Consider the following 18,807-nt stretch of genomic DNA (forward strand, 5'->3'; position numbering starts at 1 on the left):
ACACAAAAAAACGGTAGAGTAATCAATACTCTACCGTTTTTTAACTTGAAATTTGAGACTAAAATCTCAAATTTTAAATCTTACTCAACGCCTTGGGGTAACAATTCCCGACGCTCTTGAGCGCTCACCTGAACAGTGCCGTTCTCATCAACATCAACTAAGGCTACATCGCCATCCTTGATGCGACCAGAGAGGATTTCTTCTGCGAGGCTATCTTCTAGCAAGCGCATAATTGCTCGGCGTAATGGTCTGGCGCCGTAGCTGGGACTGTAACCTTCTTGGATTAAACGATCCTTGAAGCGATCGCTGACTTCTAAGGTGATACCTTTTTCTGTAAGGCGACCGAATACTTCCTTGAGCATAATTTCGGCGATTTGTGTCACCTCTGGCTTGCTCAACTGACGGAAGACGATAATTTCATCGAGTCGGTTGAGGAACTCTGGACGGAAGTATTGCTTCAATTCTTCGTTCACCAAGGAGCGAATTCGGTTGTAAGCTGACTCGGTGACATCTTCGGCAAATTCAAAGCCAATACCACTGCCACCTTTTTCAATTACCTTAGAACCAATATTGGAAGTTAAAATCAGCAAGGTATTCTTAAAGTCCACCGTGCGACCTTTAGCATCAGTTAACCGACCGTCTTCCAAAATTTGCAGCAACATGTTGAATACATCGGGGTGCGCTTTTTCGATTTCGTCGAATAGCACCACGGTGTAAGGACGCCGCCGCACGGCTTCGGTTAGTTGACCACCTTCGTTATAACCAACATAACCAGGAGGCGAACCGATCAGTTTGCTGACGGTGTGACGCTCCATGTATTCGGACATATCTAAGCGGATCATGGCTTCTTCGGAACCGAAGAAGTAAGCTGCTAAGGATTTCGCTAACTCGGTTTTACCTACACCAGTAGGCCCGGAGAAGACAAAGCTGGCAATGGGTCGATTGGGATTCTTCAAACCGACACGAGCGCGACGAATAGCCCGTGAAACTGCTTTTACAGCTTCGTCTTGACCAATTAATCGCTGGTGCAAGGTGTCTTCCATGTGCAGCAATTTTTCAGATTCCGATTCGGTGAGTTTGTTCACCGGTACACCTGTCCAGGAAGCGACAATGTGGGCTATGTCTTCTTCTGTAACTACAGGTTCTTCATGTTCGGAACCAGTTGCATTAGCCTTGCTTTGAGCGATCGCTCGGATTTCGGCTTTGATTTCCATTTCCCGATCGCGCAATTCCCCGGCTTTATCAAAGTCCTGAGAGCGTACTGCATCATCTTTCTCTTTTAAGATCTGACGCAGTTCTTTGTCTAACTCCTTGGCTGCGGGTGGAAGTTGGGAATTAATCAACCTTACCCTGGAACCAGCTTCATCCACCAAGTCGATGGCTTTATCTGGGAGATAGCGATCGCTAATATAACGATCTGACAATTTCGCCGCCGCCACCAATGCTTCGTCGGAGATTTTCAGCTTGTGGTGTTGCTCGTAGCGATCGCGCAGACCATATAAAATTTCAATTGTTTCATCTACACTGGGTTCGCCCACCATTACTGGTTGGAAACGGCGTTCCAAGGCTGCATCCCGCTCGATGTGTTTACGATATTCATCTAGGGTTGTCGCACCGATGCACTGCAACTCACCTCTGGCCAAAGCTGGCTTGAGGATATTGGCTGCGTCGATGGCACCTTCCGCTGCACCTGCACCAATTAGGGTGTGAACTTCATCAATTACCAGGATGACGTTACCCGCAGAACGGATTTCATCCATGATTTTTTTCAACCGTTCTTCAAATTCACCCCGGTATTTGGTACCTGCTACCAGCAAACCGATATCCAGTGTGACTACACGTTTATCTTCCAGGATGTCAGGTACATCTTTGTTGGCAATCCGTGAAGCTAAACCTTCAGCGATGGCGGTTTTACCAACACCTGGTTCTCCAATCAGCACTGGGTTATTTTTTGTCCGGCGACCCAATATCTGAATCACCCGTTCAATTTCTTTGGCGCGTCCTACTACAGGATCGAGCTTGTTGTCTGTGGCCATTTGGGTCAGGTTAGAGCCAAATTCATCCAAAGTCGGGGTTTTTGTCCGACCAGATGAACCGCCTGGTGAAACCTCAGCAGTTTCTCCCAACATGCGGATGACTTGAGTTCTTACCTTGGATAAATCCACACCGAGGTTTTCTAGCACCCTGGCTGCTACACCTTCCCCTTCGCGGATTAGGCCCAACAGCAGATGCTCGGTGCCAATGTAGTTGTGCCCCAGTTGGCGTGCTTCTTCCAAGGAGAGTTCTAGAACTCGCTTTGCCCGTGGCGTAAACGGAATTTCCACGGCCACAAAGCCCGATCCCCGGCCTATAATTTTTTCAACTTCAATCCGAGCATCTTTGAGATTGACGCCCATTGATTTCAGCACCTTCGCGGCCACACCGGTGCCTTCACCAATCAGACCCAGGAGGATCTGCTCGGTGCCGACAAAATTGTGGCCTAAACGGCGGGCCTCTTCTTGGGCCAGCATGATTACCTTAATGGCTTTTTCTGTGAAGCGTTCAAACATGGCTTTATCCCATCACCTGCGTCGTGCCGGTACGCTGATTTTAGCACAGGCTAAGCTTTTGGACGCCTGTATAACAGATTATAGACATCCAAAGCTGATGATTTAGGTTTATGCGGAAATTACTACCTTTTGACTGCTTGCATCTAGCTAGTGTACTGAGGAGCCGTAGTTCACCAGCCTTTTTGGGATTTGTGACAAATAATTAACTGTTGATTTTACGAGTTTTTACTTTATCCCAAACATTTATTATTAACATTTTTCTTGATTAATGTCAAAACACAAATATTAATATACAAATCTTTTATTTAAAAATAAATTTCAATTAAATATTTAAATAAATTAAGATGCAGGACAGTTACACTTTTTTGCTGAAGTTTTTGGCATTGGGTATGGGGCATTAGAGTGTTGACTGTTGACTGGTGACTGTTGACTGGGTAGTTATTATTCTCCCTTGTCCCCCTTGTCCACCATCTGCGTTATTTCTCCACGCCCAATGCCCCATCGTCTTTAAAAACCAACTGCCAAGAAGATTTGCTCAGGCGATCGCTAACAAAGGAATGCCAGTGGTGTAAGGTTGTTTGAAATTTTGGGTGTTGCAGGTCATTGAGCCAGAGAACGAGTGCATCTTCGCCGTTATCTTGGTAGTAGCCCCGACGGCGACCTGCTGTTTTGAAGCCAAATTTTTGATATAAAGATATAGCCCCTAAGTTGGAAGCTCGCACTTCCAGGGTGGCTCGCTCTAAGCCGCGATCGCTGGCTGTTTTAATGAGTGAATATAATAAAGCCTGTCCTAAACCTTGGCGCTGATATTGGGGATGAACCGCCAAAATTGTAATGTGAGCTTCCTCTAAAATTGACCAAAAGCAACCCATTCCCAGCAATGCGGGACTAGAAACAGAGGAAAATAAACCCAGCAAATCGCTGTTGGGACTGTCCAACTCTCGTTGGTAACCCTCCATTGTCCACAGACCACCAAAACAAGCTCGATCTAGTTGCAGCAATGCATTTAGATGCTGTTTGTTGAGTAATTGAATTTCTAAATCTAATAAGCTCACATTATATTAAGAGGGAATAGGGAACAGGGAATAGGGAACAGGGATTGCGTATGATGGGGCAATGTCAACCAGCATCAACGCTTCTTGCGTGTAGGTGGGTGACTCAGACCCTGTTGAACAAAAGAGGAAATGAGCAACAAACCCCAGCCATCAACTTTTCTTGCTGTTGCTGCTTGCTCGTTCTCTGTTGCCTTTTCCAAGGGAGTTGAATAAGATTACAAACCCTTTGTAAACTGGGAAACGAGAGACTCACTCACCACGGTATTTTGAACAAGGACAATTAATTATAGTTATGGTATCGACTCACCCCACTGGGGTTAAACATTCTGGAAGTCAATATTTACCTCAAAGGCGCAGCAGCAACGCAAATTCCTCGCCTAATCAGGAACTTTTACCCTTAACAGCCAGAGTTCATAATCATGACTTCTTGGAAATTGGTGGGTGTGATGTCACAACCCTAGTTAAGCAGTTTGGTTCACCTTTGTATATTTTAGATGAAGAAACCCTGCGTTTGGGTTGTCAGCAATATCGAGATGCTTTTAAGCAATACTACAAAGGCGAATCTCAAGTATTGTATGCCTCAAAAGCTTGGAATTGTCTAGCTGTTTGCGCCATCGCTGCTTCTGAAGGTTTAGGAATCGATGTTGCATCAGGTGGTGAACTTTACACCGCCCTGCAAGCAGGGGTCAATCCTGAGAAAATCTATCTTCATAGCAACAATAAATCTCGTGAAGAATTGATTTTTGCCACAGAAGTCGGTTGCACTATTGTGGTGGATAACTGGCACGAGTTACGTACTTTGGTGGAAATTGTTGAGACAGCAAATTCTCCCGATCTACAGCCTAGATTTTTGTTGCGTCTAACGCCGGGTATTGAATGTCACACACATGAGTATATCCGCACTGGACAATTAGATAGTAAATTTGGCTTCCATCCCAATGAACTAGAGGAATTATTTACTTTTGTCAGTAAACAATCCGTCCTTAACTGCGTAGGGTTACATGCTCATATTGGCTCTCAAATTTTTGAGCGTCAACCCCATCGAGATTTAGCTGCTCTGATGGTGCAGTGGTTCAGTAATGCGGCGAAGTATGGTTTAAATTTAACAGAGTTAAATGTCGGTGGTGGTTTAGGAATTAAGTATATAGAATCAGACGATCCCCCTAGTATTGAAGAGTGGGTGAAGCCGATTTGCGAGGTGATTCAAGAAGCTTGTGTAGCTGAAAATTTGCCTTTGCCGAAATTACTTTGCGAACCGGGGCGATCGCTAATTGCCACGGCTTGCGTAACAGCCTACACTATTGGTTCATCGAAGGTTATCCCAGAAATTCGTACCTACATAGCAATTGATGGAGGCATGTCTGACAATCCGCGTCCGATTACTTATCAATCAGTTTATCGCGCGGTAGTTGCCAATAAAATGTCCTCTGAGCTAACTCAAACAGTCACAATTGCTGGGAAACATTGTGAATCAGGAGATATTCTGATTAAAGATGCTCTACTCCCAAAGACAGAACCAGGAGATATTCTCGTAGTTATGGGAACTGGTGCGTACAATTACAGTATGGCATCTAACTACAACCGCTTGCCGCGATCGGCAGCAGTGGTAGTGGCGAATGGCGAAGCAAATTTAATTTTGCAACGTGAAACTTATCAAGACTTAATTCGGCAAGATCGCCTACCCCAAAGACTGAAAAATCAAGAGTTAGGAGTTAAGAGTTAAAAGTTAAGAGTTAAAAGTTAAGAAGTAGAAGTTGAAAGTTATCAATTTGGAGTTTTGAGTTTTGAGTTTTGAATTAAAAGTTTTTTTCAGAACTCCTAACTCCTCACTCCTAACTCCTCACTCCTAACTCCTAACTCCTAACTCCTAACTCCTAATAACTGTAACTAGAGGCAAAAGTGTAATCCAGATGTCATGAGAGATTGGTGGAAGCAATGGCTGATAAACCTGGGATGGTCACAGTCCTTGCTGCTTGGGACTCTGGATATCGTATTAGTGCTGGCGCTGACGTACATGATACTGGTTATTATTAGCGAGCGTCGGACACTATGGATGGTGCGGGGATTCATTGTTTTGATGTTAGCCTCAGCACTAAGTAACAGATTCGGCCTACCTCTGTTAAATTTTGTACTGGAAAAATTGGTGATTGGTTGTGCTGTGGCGATGGCAGTTGCTCTCCAGTCAGAGTTTCGGCGGTTTTTAGAGCAATTGGGGCGCGGGGAATTTCGTCAGCTCTTCCAACCCGATCGCTTGGCAATCCCCAAATCTGATAGTGTAATTGATGAAATTGTTGAAGCTGTTAAAGAATTGTCAAAAAACCGCATCGGAGCTTTACTGATTTTGGAAACCACAGGCCCAATTGATGAACGGGATTTTTCTGTGCCAGGAGTAAAGCTGAACGCGGAAGTTTCTAAAGAACTGATCCAGACAATTTTTCAGCCAAAAACTTTGTTACACGATGGAGCAACATTAATCCGTGGTTCGCGGATTGTGGCATCGGGTATAATTTTACCACTTTCGGGACGCACAGCCTCGCGCCAGTTGGGAACACGCCACCGGGCGGCAATGGGAATTACTGAGCGGGTCGAAAATTGCATTTGTGTCGTTGTATCTGAAGAAACGGGTTCTATTTCCTTAGCGGAACGAGGAACTCTCAATAGACCACTGACAATTCGTAAGCTCAAAGAGTCGTTAGAGGCTCTGTTGTCCCCAACGGTAGATCGGGAAGCTGTTGCTCCTGGTCTTTTGAGCTTGGGTCGTCAGATAAGTGGAAAGGCACTAGCATTGGTTTCACGTTTACTCGGATTACCACGTCTTCGACGCGCTACGCGAACGACCGCTTCTCGAGATAAAAAATGACATTACAACAAACTAAATTCCAAGATTTACCTGCGGATTTGAAACCAGAGTTATTGCCCCAGCACGTTGCAGTGATTATGGATGGCAATGGTCGGTGGGCTAAACGTCAAGGTCTACCACGCATTATGGGTCATAAGCGAGGAGTCGATGCTCTCAAGGATTTGCTTCGTTGTTGCAAGGATTGGGGAATCCAGGCACTAACAGCTTATGCTTTTTCCACCGAAAACTGGAAAAGACCCCAGGAAGAAGTAGATTTTTTAATGACTCTTTTCCAAAAAGTTTTACGTCAAGAACTGCGGGAAATGGTTGAAGAGAACGTGCAAATCAACTTTGTGGGAAATTTACAAGCGCTGCCACGAACGCTGCAAGAAGAAATTTCCCGTTCGATGGAAGAAACCAAAAATAACCGCGCCATTCGCTTTTCAATAGCAACTAATTATGGCGGACGCCAAGAGATTTTACAAGCTTGTCGAGCGATCGCTAAACAAGTCCAGCAAGGTCTATTGCAACCTGATGAAATTGACGAACAAATATTTGAAAGTCACTTGTATACAGCGGGAATTACTGACCCAGATTTGTTAATTCGCACCAGCGGAGAAATGCGTCTTTCTAATTTCCTCCTCTGGCAAATGGCTTACGGGGAAATTTACATCACCGATACTCTCTGGCCGGATTTTGATCGGGCTGAATTTCACCGCGCCTTGTGTGCCTACCAGCAACGGGAACGGCGATTTGGAAAAGTTTAAGTCAGTAGGGTGGGCATTGCTTTTGCTGCATTTTTGGCAATACCCACACCATAAGAAAAGCGATCGCGCTTTTGTTTAGATCGAGTGAGTATCAAGAATCAGAGTCGTGGAATAGGGCTTTTATATCTCGATAGCCGCTGACAACGCGAAAAATCTCTACATCTTGCCCTATTGCCATATAGAGGATGAGGTAATTGTCTATTGAGAGACTACGGATACCAGGTAAAATTTCATCTCGCTGTCGTCCGAGACCGGGGAACTGAGCAATTTTGGCAAATTTCGCATCAAGCTTACTCAAAAAAATCTCAGACTGAGCTAAGCCAGATTGTGTAGCAATGTAATCCGCAATTTGCTCGATATCTTGAATAGCGGGTTCAGTAAGGCGAAATCGTGGGGTCATGCTTCATCTGAAATACCGTAGCGCAATCGCACATTGGCGCGAATTTGAGCCATTGCAATCGAGCCATCAACGACTTCGCCCCGTCGGGAAGCTTCCCACCCTATGCGTGCTTCTTGTTGAAGGTCTTGCAGTCGTCCTTGATAAATGTCTTCTTGTTGTTCTAGAAGTTTTATACCCGCAAGAATAACTTCGAGCGCGTTCTGATACTTACCGCTTGTCAGTTGACGTTGAACTAAGGCTTCTACTTCAGGTGGCAGAACGATTTGCATGGATTTTGGGCAAGTAGGATTAACTTTAATAGTAAGCGATCGCTTTTCATTGGGGCTTTTTACGGTAAACTAGCCGCACTCAGCACTTAACTTACGGCCCAGAAAACACCGCTTGTTCTATGTCTTCTCGACTCAGAGAATACTTAAATGAGCGTTGGATATCTTGCCCATTTTCCCCAGATTGGATATATCGCACTATGATTTGTTCAACATCAAGCCAAAGTTCAGCTTGCCAACTCGGCCGTTGCACGCGCCAGCAATGTCTTTGTGTTTCATCTTGTTGACAACCTTGCTCTTTTAGCCACTGCTCAATTTGTGGCAGCGGATGATTGTATAAGGGGGTATCTGGGGGAAGAAAAGACATAGGAATTTTAGATTTTAGATTTGGGATTTGGGATTCGGAAATTATTTAATTTTTAATATTTGATTTACTATTCAGTTTAATTACAGGAAATTTCCACAAGCGTCAAGTTCACAAACTAGGTTTAATACAAAACATTAAACCTGTTTTATTTCAGAATTCTGAGTTCTGAATTCTGAGTTCTGAATTCTGCTGGTTGTTCCAAATGCGTTTGCAAAGCAGTGTCACCACGAGTTAAGCCAATGGCAATTGCTAGTAACAGACAACCTACAAATGTTAACACCAGCATAAATAAAGCGAAGATTTCGCCGGATGAGAGTGGGCGATCGCTCGCATCCAGATAAGCTGATTTTGAGAAGTCATGAGAACGTGACACTGGATGATTTAAATCAGCTGGTGATTGAATCACCCCAAAGCGAGAATAGCCAATTTTTAAATCGTAACTTAACCTACGTTCTGGATGGCTCAAGGTGGCGTAGGCTTCGTTGAGTTGTTGAAATTTGGCAGTAGCTACAGCAGCAGGCAATTCTGTGGTATCTGGATGATAGCGTTTGCTCAGTTGCCTATAAGCCCGACGAATATCGATTACCGATGCGGAGGGATGCAGTCCTAGCAGGGAGTAATAAGTTGGTTCACTGCTTTGTGCCATTGTCCCTTTCTGATTCACGGCTGTTTGAGTCACTTTGCTCAAAGATATTTTTTTTATTTTAAATCGTTTGTCAATTAATGAAGACAGTGTGAAGACACAAGAAATCTAGCATCTGATAAAATATTTAATAAAGTATTTAATTAGATGTGATGCACGTCAAAATTAATCTCGAAAATATTCAAACTCTCACTGACTTCAAGCGCAATGCCAAGGACTACGTAGAGAGGATCAAGTTCACAAAATCTCCGCTTGTACTAACTGTAAATGGTAAAGCTGAGGTTGTGGTGTTTGAAGCCCAAGCTTTTCAGCAGATGGTAGATCGAATTGAGCACCTTGAAGAAGAACTACAAAAACTCAAGCTAGAAGCTTTACGCAGTCAGATTGACATTGGAGTTAAGCAACTTGAGACTGGACAATATAGTGAATATGATGAAGAGTCACTTTCAGCTTTTTTTGCAGACATTAAAGTACGAGGACAGCAAAATTTAGCTGATAGCGATTCTCTATGAGTCGATTTCGGATTTCTACTCAAGCAGCACAAGATATTGAGAATATCTGGAAATATCTAGCCCAGAATAATTTCAAAGCTGCCAATCAAATTTTTGATACTCTGCGAGAAAGTTTTCCAAAACTGGCAAAATTTCCGCAAATGGGCAAACAAAGGTCTGAATTGGCTCCTTTGTTGCGGAGTTTTCCGGTGAAAAATTATTTAATTTTTTATCGTCCAATAGAAGAAGGCATAGAAATTGTACGCGTCTTACATGGTTCACAAGATATAGAAACTCTTTTTCAAGATGAAGACTAACTTATTAAATCAGCGCGGGGTTTAAAAGTTTCAATTTGCCGCAATTTTTCGTAAAGTTCTCGTTCTTCTTGACTAATATTTTTCGGGGTAACTATTTGAATTTCTACCAATTGATCGCCACGTTTGCCATCATCATTAGGGTAGCCTTTGTTACCTAGTCGGAATTTTTGACCAGACCTCACACCAGATGGAATGGTCATTTTTACTGGGCCATCGAGGGTGGGTGCTTCTACCTGTCCTCCTAAAACCGCTTCGCTGGGAGTCACAGGTACTTGACAAAGGATGTTGAAACCATCTAACTTAAACAACGCATGAGGCTCAACGGTAATTTTTAAGTATAAGTCGCCACCGCCAACCCCTTGGTTTCGCAAACGAATAGTTTGACCTGTAACCATTGCTGGAGGCATAGTAACTTCTAGCGATCGCCCATCTTCTAAGCGAATCCTTTCGTTACCACCTTGATAAGCTTTTTCTAATGGTATGGTCAATCGAGCTTCTATATCTCTACGGGGAGTGCGCGGTGGGTTGTTAACTGTGTAGGAAACTTTTGTTCTCGGCGAACGAAACGGGTCGCCAGTGGCTCCATTATTGGAATTATTTGCGCCATTTTTATTTTTGACGCCGATCACTTGATTAATAAAGCTTTCAAAATCCGAAAATTCGCTTGGATCTACATCTTGCTTATCATTGCGACCGTTAGCGCCTGGTTGCCAACTTTTAGCTTTTGGTGTTTTATTGCCTGCAAAGCCTTTTTGTTTCCAGTAGCGGCTAAACTGGTCGTATTGCGATCGCTTGGCTGGATCGGAAAGCACTTCATAAGCTTCACCGATATCTTTGAATTTTTCCTCGGCTGCTTTATTGCCAGGATTGAGATCGGGGTGATACTGTCTTGCTAACCGTCGATAAACCTTTTTAATTTCTTCGTTAGAGGCGTCTTTAGCTACTCCTAAAATTTCGTAGTAATCGCGAAAATTCTGCAAATTTTGCATAGTCAGCTATTTAAATTTTAGATTTGGGATTAATTAATTAAAAGTTAGGAGTGAGGAGTTTAAAGTGAGGAGTTAGTAGTTATAAGTGAGGAATGAGGAGTTGGTAATTAGGAGTTACGAGTTGAAAGATGTAATTTTTCACTTTTCAGTTTTTAGTTTTCACTCTTAACTCCTAACTCCTAACTCCTCACTCTTAACTCTTAACTCCTAACTTTTAAATCCTAACTCTTCACTCCTAACTTTTATCAAAAACTACAACCAATCATTATCGTCTTCATCATCCCAGTTATCTTGGTAACTTGGACGGGATTTGCGGGGAGGACGGTTGTCATAGGAGGAAGAACGATTATCTCGGCTATAGTCTCGGCTATAGTCTCTGCCATAATCTCTACCATAGGAGTCGCCGCGATCGCGATATGTATCTCTAAAAGAATCGCGTTCTCGTTCTTTTTCGCCACCAGTAAAGATATCGCGGATAGTACCAAGCAAGTCGTCGTCTTCGTCTTCAGCGTAATACTGGCGGACTTCTCGATTTAGTTCATATAAAGCATCTTGCAGGTCAGCGTAGGCTTGGTCAATACCGCGATCGTCGTTTTCCTTGAGACTTTCTCGTAATTCTTGGCAAATATTATCAATTCTTTGGCGACGGTTGCGGGCAAACTGCATACCAAATTCCAAGGCGACTTCTCTAAGTTGCCGTTCTGCTTGGAAAATCAACGCCTCGGAACGAGTCCGTTTTTCGACTCTTTCTTTACGTTCCCGGTCAACATCGGCGTATTTTTGAGCATCTTGAATCATACGATTCACTTCTGATTCGCTTAAGGTAGAAGCGCCTTGAATGGTGATACTCTGTTCTCTACCAGTGGTTCTATCCAAAGCTGTGACCTGTAGAATGCCATTGGCATCGATATCAAAGGATACTTGAACTTGGGGAATACCCCGTGGGGCTGGTGGGATGCCGTACAGCTTAAACCGTCCTAAAGACTTGTTGTTTGCTGCCATGTCTCGTTCGCCTTGGACTACGTGAATTTCCACAGTATTTTGATTGTTTTCTGATGTGGAAAATATATCAGACCGCCGTACTGGGATAGTGGTATTGCGGGGAATCAGTTTTTTCATCACGCCGCCGATGGTTTCCAATCCCAAAGACAACGGTGTCACATCCAAAAGCAGCACATCTTTGAGTTCCCCTGCAAGAATCCCTGCTTGAATTGCTGCACCCACTCCCACCACTTCATCGGGGTTGACGTTTTCGTTGGGTTCGATGCCAATCAAGTCGCGTACCAACTGCTTCACCATTGGCATTCTTGTGGAACCGCCAACTAACACAACTTCTTCAATGTCTCTAGGTGTCAGTCCGGCATCTTTGAGGGCGCGTTTCACTGGCATCCGCAATCGCCCAATCAAATCACCGCATAAGCCTTCAAATTGGGAACGAGTTAAACGAGTTTCCAGATGTTTGGGCCCTTCTTGGTCGGCAGCAATAAAAGGTAAATTAATATCAGTAACGCTGACAGCAGAAAGTTCAATTTTGGCTTTTTCCGCAGCTTCCATCAGACGTTGCAAAGCTTGGCGATCGCGTCTTAAGTCTACCCCTTCTGTTTCCAGAAATTGCTCTGCTAACCAATCTACTATTACTTTATCAAAATCATTTCCACCAAGTTGTGTGTCTCCACTGGTGGCTTTCACTTCAAAAATGCCATCGCCGACTTCTAGAATCGACACATCAAAGGTGCCACCACCCAAATCAAATACTAAGATCGTTTCCGTATCGCCCCGATCTAATCCATAGGCCAAAGATGCAGCAGTGGGTTCGTTGAGAATTCGCAATACTTCTAAACCTGCAATCCTGCCAGCATCACGGGTTGCTTGCCGCTGAGAATCGTTAAAATAAGCGGGTACTGTAATGACTGCCCCTGTAACTGGTTCGCCCAAATAGCGACTAGCATCGTCAGCTAATTTTTTCAGCACCATTGCTGAAATTTCTTCTGGGGCAAAATCTTTATTCAGCCGGGGACAAGCTATTTTAATATTACCTACTTCATCTTTGCGAATCGTGTAGGGTACGCGCTTAGATTCTGGGCTAAGTTCGCCATACTTGCGCCCAATAAAGCGCTTGACTGCGAAAAATGTGTTTTGAGGATTGAGGACGGTTTGTCGCCGTGCCATTTGCCCAACCACTCTTTCGCCATCTTTGCTAAAGCCAACCACGGAGGGGGTTGTTCGCATTCCTTCTGCATTGGCAATCACCACCGGCTTGCCACCCTCCATCACGGCGACTACTGAGTTGGTTGTACCCAAGTCGATGCCGACTACCTTGCCCATGCGTTACTCTTCTCCTAAAGTGTCTTATACATTTATTATGATTGGGTGGAACTACCTCTAGCTTTGTGCTACAGGGTGAAAACACCTCAATGGTATAATAGTCTTCATTAAGGTAGTAAGTTAAAAAGTCCAGCTAGACGAGATAGTTGCAAGACTAGGATAGCATTGACGATGCTTGGTGTGTCCAAGCAGCCTCAATTGTAGTTAGGGAACTCCAAAAAATAAACAGTAGCTTCAGGTTGTTGACTGTTGACTGTTAACAGTAGCAATGAAATACTTTTTTACTTGAAAGTCCCGGATCTAGCTAATGGTGTTTACAGTATCTATAAAATTAGCTAAATATTTCACAAAGCTTTGAATTTAATAGAGCGATTACAAATTCACCTCAATGAAATATCGCGAGAACGCGATCCCTACATGGCAACAGCTGGGCATTTTTTTGTCCAAGAATATATTCGCCAGCAATTTTCCCAATGGGGAAGTGTGGAAATCCACACCTTTGAAGTTAGAGGTAAAGTTTGTAAGAACTTGATCTTAAATTTACCTCCCCAAGTCGGAGTGCAAAAAAAAGATTTGCCGCCGATTTTAATTGGTGCCCACTATGATGCTGTTCCTGGAACACCAGGCGCTGATGATAACGCCACGGGTGTAGCAGTGTTACTGGAATTAGCCAGACAGTTTGCTGCCGAACCAATCAGATATCCTTTGAGGCTGGTTGCTTTTGATATGGAAGAATATGGCTTATTGGGTAGTGCTGAGTATGCAACTTTGTTGCGCCAACAAAAGCAACAGTTACGTTTAATGATTTCACTAGAAATGTTGGGTTATGTGGATTCTACACCAGGCTCTCAAAATTACCCGCCTTTTTTGAATCGCTTCTATCCTAACAGTGGCGATTTTATTGCTTTAATTGGCAATTGGCGGACAATTGGTGACTTAATTACCATGAGTCGTAATATTCGCCAAGCCGGCGTATCTAGTCAATGGTTACCCGTACCAAATAAAGGTTTAATAGTTCCCCAAACCAGACTTAGCGATCATGCATCTTTTTGGGATTTGGGTTATCCAGCGATGATGATCACAGATACAGCATTTTTAAGGAATCCAAATTATCACAAATCTAGTGATACGGTTGCTAGTTTGGATTTAGATTTTCTCTGTGGTGTATGTGAAGGTTTGGAAATGGCGATTAGGCGATTGTAGGGAACTCCAAAAAATAAATTATTGTAGTTAATGTGTTGACTGTTGACTGTTAACTGTTAACCATCAACAGTCAACAACTTCAGTTACTCTTGCTGATTTGCTTGAGGTAAAGAGATATTTTGTAAGTAATTCACTAAATCATTTTGGCTGTTAAAATCTAACAGTGCCTCAGCTAAGTCTTCTAGTTGAGTGATGGATAAAGTACGAATTTGCTGTTCTATTTCTGACCCAATTGCAGTAAACCGACGGGTTAACAGACGCAAAATTAGTTGTAACGCCTCTTGTTTCTTTCCTCGTTCTTCTCCCTTTTGCAGAATGTCTTGGTAAATTACTGATTCTTGCATAATTTCCTCTGTGAAAAGCTGTTGGATCAAATTTTTCTCAAACCGCAAACCAGCCAAAACCTGTACGCAAGCTGATATATTCTGTCGTTGGTCTGTTTCCTCAATCATATCCACAGCAGCAGCAACTTGAGTTAACAAATCCCTTGGTGAGTCGGCTTTGGCTAATGTCGCCAGTGGTAAGAGTGCGGGGTTGGCTAGCAGTGGTGTAGGGTCTTCTTCCCATAAACGAATCACTCGATATCTATGGGTGGTGTTTTGGATATCTTTTGTGTCAATTGAAAGCAACCATCTGGCAAAGTCGCCAGGATAGTTTTCGGCTAGGTATTTGCAGGTGTTATCGTAACTCAAGGCGATCGCTTACAACTCAAAAAATCTTTTATTGTTATTGTTGACTGTTGAGTGTCAACGGTTAACAGTCAACAGTCAATAATAGTAATGGAATACCTCTTTATTTGATTTTGTCATCAAGCTATCATTCTTCATCCGTTGCTTTTACAAGAGATTGACTAGATTGGGCTAGATAAATACCTACTAAAACTATGGCAAAAGTCACCCAATCAAACAAGCCCACCTGTTCTGAAAAAATGAACCAAGCAAAAATTGAAGCTAAAACTGGTTCGGCTAGAAGAGTGACAGCAACGACTCCTGAAGAGATTCTGCTGAGGCTGTAGGCTAAAAGTCCTTGACCTAAAACTTGGCAGAAAAGGGCTTGAAAAATAATGAAAAACCAACCCGTCCCAGAATACGGGAGTAGTCTATCTTCAAGGAATGGAACCACGGGTAGGAGAAACATGGTTGTGATTCCACAGCGCCACAACATGATGGTTGCGGTGCTAAATCGAGACCGGAGTTGTTCTATTAGCAACATACACGTTGCCATGAAAATCGCAGTTAGAAATGCTAAAGCATCACCAAGTATTTGGTCAGTGGCAAACTGCACTTTATTGATTTCAAATGCGATCGCTCCCCCTAAAGCGATGGCCAAACCAATCACGAATCTGTAATCGAAGCGCCTACCGAATAACAGATAGCCAGCTAAAGCGACGAATAAGGAATTTAAATTAGACAGCAAAGCCACGTTGGCAACATTAGTTTGACTCAGCGACCAAGCCCACAACAATAGGTAGGTTGCAGCAGCAGTTCCCATTGCTAACAACAGACAAATTTCTTTTTTAGTTAAAGGCTTGTGTTCTGTTGGTTGTTTATTGGACTGTTGGTAGCGGAAAGCCTCAAGTCCATTCCACAGACCAAAAACCACTGTAGCAATCCAACTGCGATGAAATACTACAGCATTTGCACCGATTTCTAGTTGACACAGTTTTGTCAGAGATGGGGCCAAAGATATGGGAATTAGGGCAAAAAATAATGACAAAGTTCCTACTAAAGCTGGTGTTAAGGGCAACTTTTGTTGTAGGAGTGCCTGTTTTGTCGTCATATTTTTAGCAAATTTTTAACAAAAATAGTATTGAATGAGTTTTGCAACTTTGATTTATCTGCAACCTGGCTAGATATCGCTAAGTATAGACCGATTAAAACTATAGCGAAACCCATGAAATTAAAAAAACTTAATTGTTCCGAAAAGATGAAGAAAGCAAAAATGGCACTAAATATTGGCTCTAACAGATGCACCAAGGAGACTACCACAGAGGAGAATCTAGCAAGGCTATAGGTCAAAAGCCCGTGACCGAGAACTTGGCAAATCGCTGCTTGGGAAATAACCCAAAGCCAACCATTGGCTGAAGAAGGGAAAATCCGATCTTGAGTCAACAAAAGTATGGGCAATATGACCACCGCAGCCATCCCGCAGATCCACAACTGAATTATCTCCAAAGAAAACTTGGTTCGTAATTTTTCTACAGTTAGCAGGTATGCACCGAAGAAAATAGCTGAAACAATGGCAGCAAAGCTTCCTGTAACTTCGTTAGTGGAGGTTTGTAGTTCCTCAAATTCAATGGTAATCGTTCCCCCAAAGGCGATGGCCATCCCCAATAAAAATTTACTTTCAAAACCGTGACGAAATAACAGCCACGCCCCCAAACTAGTAAATATAGGGGCAAGATTATGCAAAACGCTGGAGATAGCGACATGAGTTTGAGTTAACGACCAAGCCAAAAACGCTAAAGTCGCAGCCCAACAAGTACCAGCACCTATCAATAGCAAAAAATCTTGACTAGTGTAAGATTGTTGTTCTACAGGTTTATCTGGGGAAAATTGCCCAGATATGGCCTTGTATCCATTCCACAACCCGAAGATTGTACTAGCAAGCCACAAGCGATTAAATACAGTGGCGTTGGGGCTGATTTCAGCTTCACTCAATCTCACAAAAATAGAGCCAAAAGAAAGGGCACCCACACCTAAAAGTAATGCCGCAAGAGCTATCTTTGTCTGATTGGATATGTTCATTAAGGAAAATTAAATTCAAATGTTCAATAAATATGGTGACTGGGAGATGGGGAGACAAGGGAGATGGGGAGGTAGGGAAGGCTCTTAAGGCAAGGGAAAAGGTTAATGGTTCGACAAGCTCACCAACCGGGAAAAGGGAAAAGGAATAAATTTAATTTTTCCCCTTTTCCCCTTGCCCCTTTCCCTTTCCCCATGCCCTGTTTGCCCTATGCCCCATCCCTTTTATCCAACCCAATGCTCTTGGGCAAATCCTACAGCTATTTTGGCTAATAAAGTTACAAATAAGCCCAGGATAAAATATCCCTGACGAGGATGGCGAGATAGGAACAGACCAATGGCTATACTCAAAGGTATAATTCCATAGGCCAAACGACTCAAGGAAATAGTACCTCCAGAGGCTAGGAGCAAACCAATACCGCAAAAGCCATAGGTAACTGTAACTGTGGTGAGTTGTCGATGTAAGCGCCACAAAACAAAGGCACCACCTAAGACCATGAACAAGTTCAGCAAGTTATTCATCCACTGTTCGCTGGCCAAGACTAACAAAAACACAATTAAAGCATAAAAGCCATAAACTAATTTTCCAGAAATCGAATGTTTCTGAAAGCGCCATAAAAGATAGCCAGCGCTAATAATTATGGCCACCAACAAGGGATACCAGGGGTCTTGAATGCCGCCAGATGGGTTTTGCACCCAACCAAATTCCCAATTTTTGCTGCCAACTAAAATTTGCATTAGCATGTTTAACCAACCTTGCCAATCAAACCCAAAGGAAGGCCGCCATCCCCTTTGTGCTTGGATGAAAGCTAAAGGGTGACCAAAATCAATCGCACAATACAAACTGAATAGAAGTATGCCAATGGTGGTGGCAAAAGTGGCAATATAAGCAATGGGTGGTCTGCGTTCTTTCCAAGCTGCGATCGCTAATGCTGGAATTAGTGCCATACCCGTGGGACGTGTTGCTGTGGCCATTGCGCCCCAAAATGCAGTCCAGCGATATTGTTTGTCATCGAAAGCCCGCAAAGCGGCCGTACTCAAAAACAAATACAGTCCCTCTGTGTAAATCACCGTGGTAAACATAGACGATGGATAGCAACAAACCACAGCACTCACCCACTGGGCGGCACTGTTGCCATAATGCTCTTTAATCCAAAAATATAAACAGTAAAGAGCTGCGAAAAACGCTAAATTGTTCACCAAAATGCCTGCTAATTCAAACCGCAACCCCAGCTTCATCAAAACCCAGAGACTCAAGGGGAACAGCGGAAAAAAAGCTAAATTATGTTGGTTACCATCATCGACGAATTCATAACCGGAAGTAGCGATCGCTCGGTAATGTATACTATCCCATGCATCAAAAACCTCCCAACCAAAACGAGGTACAAATGCATCTGCTGGTAACGGTATCCTTGGTGCAACCAGCAACATAGCTATCCAAATGAATATTCGACTAGCAAGCCATATTGCTGCGGGATATAGGAAATCAGTTTTCCATAAAATTTTTCTTATAGCTATCTGAACTTTAACCATAGACTTGAGTATTTCAAAATACTACTTTATCCATCCTCTTATCTATGAATACAGTACTGTTAACTTAAAGTTATGAGTAAGACTTTGCATATTTAATCCTCCACCACACACTAACAAATCAAAACAAATCGCCAATTATTAAAAGATATTTTATTTTTTGCTTATTTTTGTGAATTTCTCAGCAATCATATCTAAAGATGTCGTGTTTATCAATACAAATTTAGTCATTAGTCATTACATTGAGCATTCCTTATTCTCCGTGTCTCCGTGTCTTTGCGTCTCCCCCATCTCCCCACCTCCCCATCTCCCCATCTCCCCA

The 18,807-nt window shown here is 43.1% G+C and carries 18 protein-coding genes; 6 read left to right on the forward strand and 12 right to left on the reverse strand.

The genetic code is table 11. The features are described 5' to 3' along the window. Window positions 1-80 precede the first annotated feature (80 nt). Together VF06_RS34145 and rimI are read right to left on the reverse strand one after the other, a co-directional pair. The gene (locus VF06_RS34145; protein WP_099072445.1) at window positions 81-2,549 is read right to left on the reverse strand and encodes an ATP-dependent Clp protease ATP-binding subunit; all 2,469 of its coding nucleotides are present in this window, start codon (window positions 2,547-2,549) and stop codon (window positions 81-83) included. Between the two features lie 476 nt (window positions 2,550-3,025). Beyond that, window positions 3,026-3,604: a ribosomal protein S18-alanine N-acetyltransferase gene (gene rimI / locus VF06_RS34150; RefSeq protein WP_099072244.1), complete on the reverse strand. Its 579-nt coding sequence runs from the start codon at window positions 3,602-3,604 to the stop codon at window positions 3,026-3,028. 292 nt (window positions 3,605-3,896) lie between these two features. On the opposite strand from rimI, the gene lysA reads away from it, so the two are divergent. The 3 genes from lysA (at window position 3,897) to uppS (ending at window position 7,210) form a co-directional block, all read left to right on the forward strand. Next, window positions 3,897-5,327: a diaminopimelate decarboxylase gene (gene lysA, locus VF06_RS34155; protein ID WP_099072243.1), complete on the forward strand. Its 1,431-nt coding sequence runs from the start codon at window positions 3,897-3,899 to the stop codon at window positions 5,325-5,327. Window positions 5,328-5,519: 192 nt separating this feature from the next. Then, on the forward strand, window positions 5,520-6,464 hold the full coding sequence (cdaA, locus tag VF06_RS34160) for a diadenylate cyclase CdaA (RefSeq protein ID WP_099072242.1): 945 nt from the start codon (window positions 5,520-5,522) through the stop codon (window positions 6,462-6,464). Next, on the forward strand, window positions 6,461-7,210 hold the full coding sequence (uppS, locus tag VF06_RS34165) for an undecaprenyl pyrophosphate synthase (protein WP_099072241.1): 750 nt from the start codon (window positions 6,461-6,463) through the stop codon (window positions 7,208-7,210). The genes cdaA and uppS overlap by 4 nt, the downstream gene beginning before the upstream one ends. A 91-nt stretch (window positions 7,211-7,301) precedes the next feature. Here the strand turns inward: uppS and VF06_RS34170 are convergent, their stop codons facing one another. The 4 genes from VF06_RS34170 to VF06_RS34185 all read right to left on the reverse strand — a co-directional run bounded on the left by VF06_RS34170 (window position 7,302) and on the right by VF06_RS34185 (window position 8,889). Then, window positions 7,302-7,610: a type II toxin-antitoxin system RelE/ParE family toxin gene (locus VF06_RS34170; RefSeq protein ID WP_099072240.1), complete on the reverse strand. Its 309-nt coding sequence runs from the start codon at window positions 7,608-7,610 to the stop codon at window positions 7,302-7,304. Next, entirely contained in the window at window positions 7,607-7,879 is a 273-nt protein-coding gene (locus VF06_RS34175; protein WP_099072239.1) for a ribbon-helix-helix domain-containing protein, read from the reverse strand. Before VF06_RS34175 ends, VF06_RS34170 begins: the two co-directional genes overlap by 4 nt. 91 nt (window positions 7,880-7,970) lie before the next feature. After that, window positions 7,971-8,243 carry a DUF3143 domain-containing protein gene (locus VF06_RS34180; RefSeq protein ID WP_099072238.1) on the reverse strand — a complete coding sequence of 91 codons (273 nt, stop codon included), beginning with the start codon at window positions 8,241-8,243 and terminating at the stop codon, window positions 7,971-7,973. Window positions 8,244-8,388: 145 nt separating this feature from the next. Further along, window positions 8,389-8,889: a J domain-containing protein gene (locus tag VF06_RS34185; RefSeq protein ID WP_099072237.1), complete on the reverse strand. Its 501-nt coding sequence runs from the start codon at window positions 8,887-8,889 to the stop codon at window positions 8,389-8,391. A 149-nt stretch (window positions 8,890-9,038) separates the two neighbouring features. Here VF06_RS34185 and VF06_RS34190 point away from each other — a divergent pair, with 149 nt between their 5' ends. Continuing rightward, window positions 9,039-9,398, forward strand: a complete 360-nt coding sequence (locus VF06_RS34190) for a type II toxin-antitoxin system Phd/YefM family antitoxin (protein ID WP_099072236.1) — start codon at window positions 9,039-9,041, stop codon at window positions 9,396-9,398. Continuing rightward, window positions 9,395-9,694 (forward strand): type II toxin-antitoxin system RelE/ParE family toxin, encoded by a 300-nt coding sequence (locus tag VF06_RS34195; protein WP_099072235.1) that lies wholly within the window; start codon window positions 9,395-9,397, stop codon window positions 9,692-9,694. Before VF06_RS34190 ends, VF06_RS34195 begins: the two co-directional genes overlap by 4 nt. On the opposite strand, the gene VF06_RS34200 is transcribed toward VF06_RS34195, so the two are convergent. Both VF06_RS34200 and dnaK read right to left on the reverse strand, forming a co-directional pair. Continuing rightward, window positions 9,691-10,683, reverse strand: coding sequence for a DnaJ C-terminal domain-containing protein (locus tag VF06_RS34200; protein ID WP_099072234.1), 993 nt, complete (start codon window positions 10,681-10,683; stop codon window positions 9,691-9,693). The two genes, VF06_RS34195 and VF06_RS34200, sit on opposite strands and share 4 nt — an antisense overlap. Window positions 10,684-10,935: 252 nt before the next feature. Then, a complete protein-coding gene (gene dnaK / locus VF06_RS34205; protein WP_099072233.1) occupies window positions 10,936-13,008 on the reverse strand; it encodes a molecular chaperone DnaK in 2,073 nt (690 codons plus the stop codon). 354 nt (window positions 13,009-13,362) lie between these two features. On the opposite strand from dnaK, the gene VF06_RS34210 reads away from it, so the two are divergent. Continuing rightward, the gene (locus VF06_RS34210) at window positions 13,363-14,211 is read left to right on the forward strand and encodes a M28 family peptidase (protein WP_099072232.1); all 849 of its coding nucleotides are present in this window, start codon (window positions 13,363-13,365) and stop codon (window positions 14,209-14,211) included. A gap of 83 nt (window positions 14,212-14,294) precedes the next feature. On the opposite strand, the gene VF06_RS34215 is transcribed toward VF06_RS34210, so the two are convergent. From VF06_RS34215 to VF06_RS34230, 4 genes are all read right to left on the reverse strand, one after another. Then, complete coding sequence (locus VF06_RS34215; protein WP_099072231.1) at window positions 14,295-14,903, reverse strand: DUF4351 domain-containing protein; 609 nt, start codon at window positions 14,901-14,903, stop codon at window positions 14,295-14,297. A 124-nt stretch (window positions 14,904-15,027) separates the two neighbouring features. Further along, window positions 15,028-15,990 (reverse strand): DMT family transporter, encoded by a 963-nt coding sequence (locus VF06_RS34220; protein ID WP_099072230.1) that lies wholly within the window; start codon window positions 15,988-15,990, stop codon window positions 15,028-15,030. After that, window positions 15,987-16,958, reverse strand: a complete 972-nt coding sequence (locus VF06_RS34225; protein ID WP_099072229.1) for a DMT family transporter — start codon at window positions 16,956-16,958, stop codon at window positions 15,987-15,989. The genes VF06_RS34220 and VF06_RS34225 overlap by 4 nt, the downstream gene beginning before the upstream one ends. A 222-nt stretch (window positions 16,959-17,180) precedes the next feature. After that, complete coding sequence (locus VF06_RS34230; protein WP_099072228.1) at window positions 17,181-18,488, reverse strand: mannosyltransferase family protein; 1,308 nt, start codon at window positions 18,486-18,488, stop codon at window positions 17,181-17,183. Window positions 18,489-18,807 lie beyond the last annotated feature (319 nt).

Source organism: Nostoc linckia z4, assembly GCF_002608075.1.
GTDB classification, from domain to species: Bacteria; Cyanobacteriota; Cyanobacteriia; order Cyanobacteriales; family Nostocaceae; genus Nostoc; species Nostoc linckia.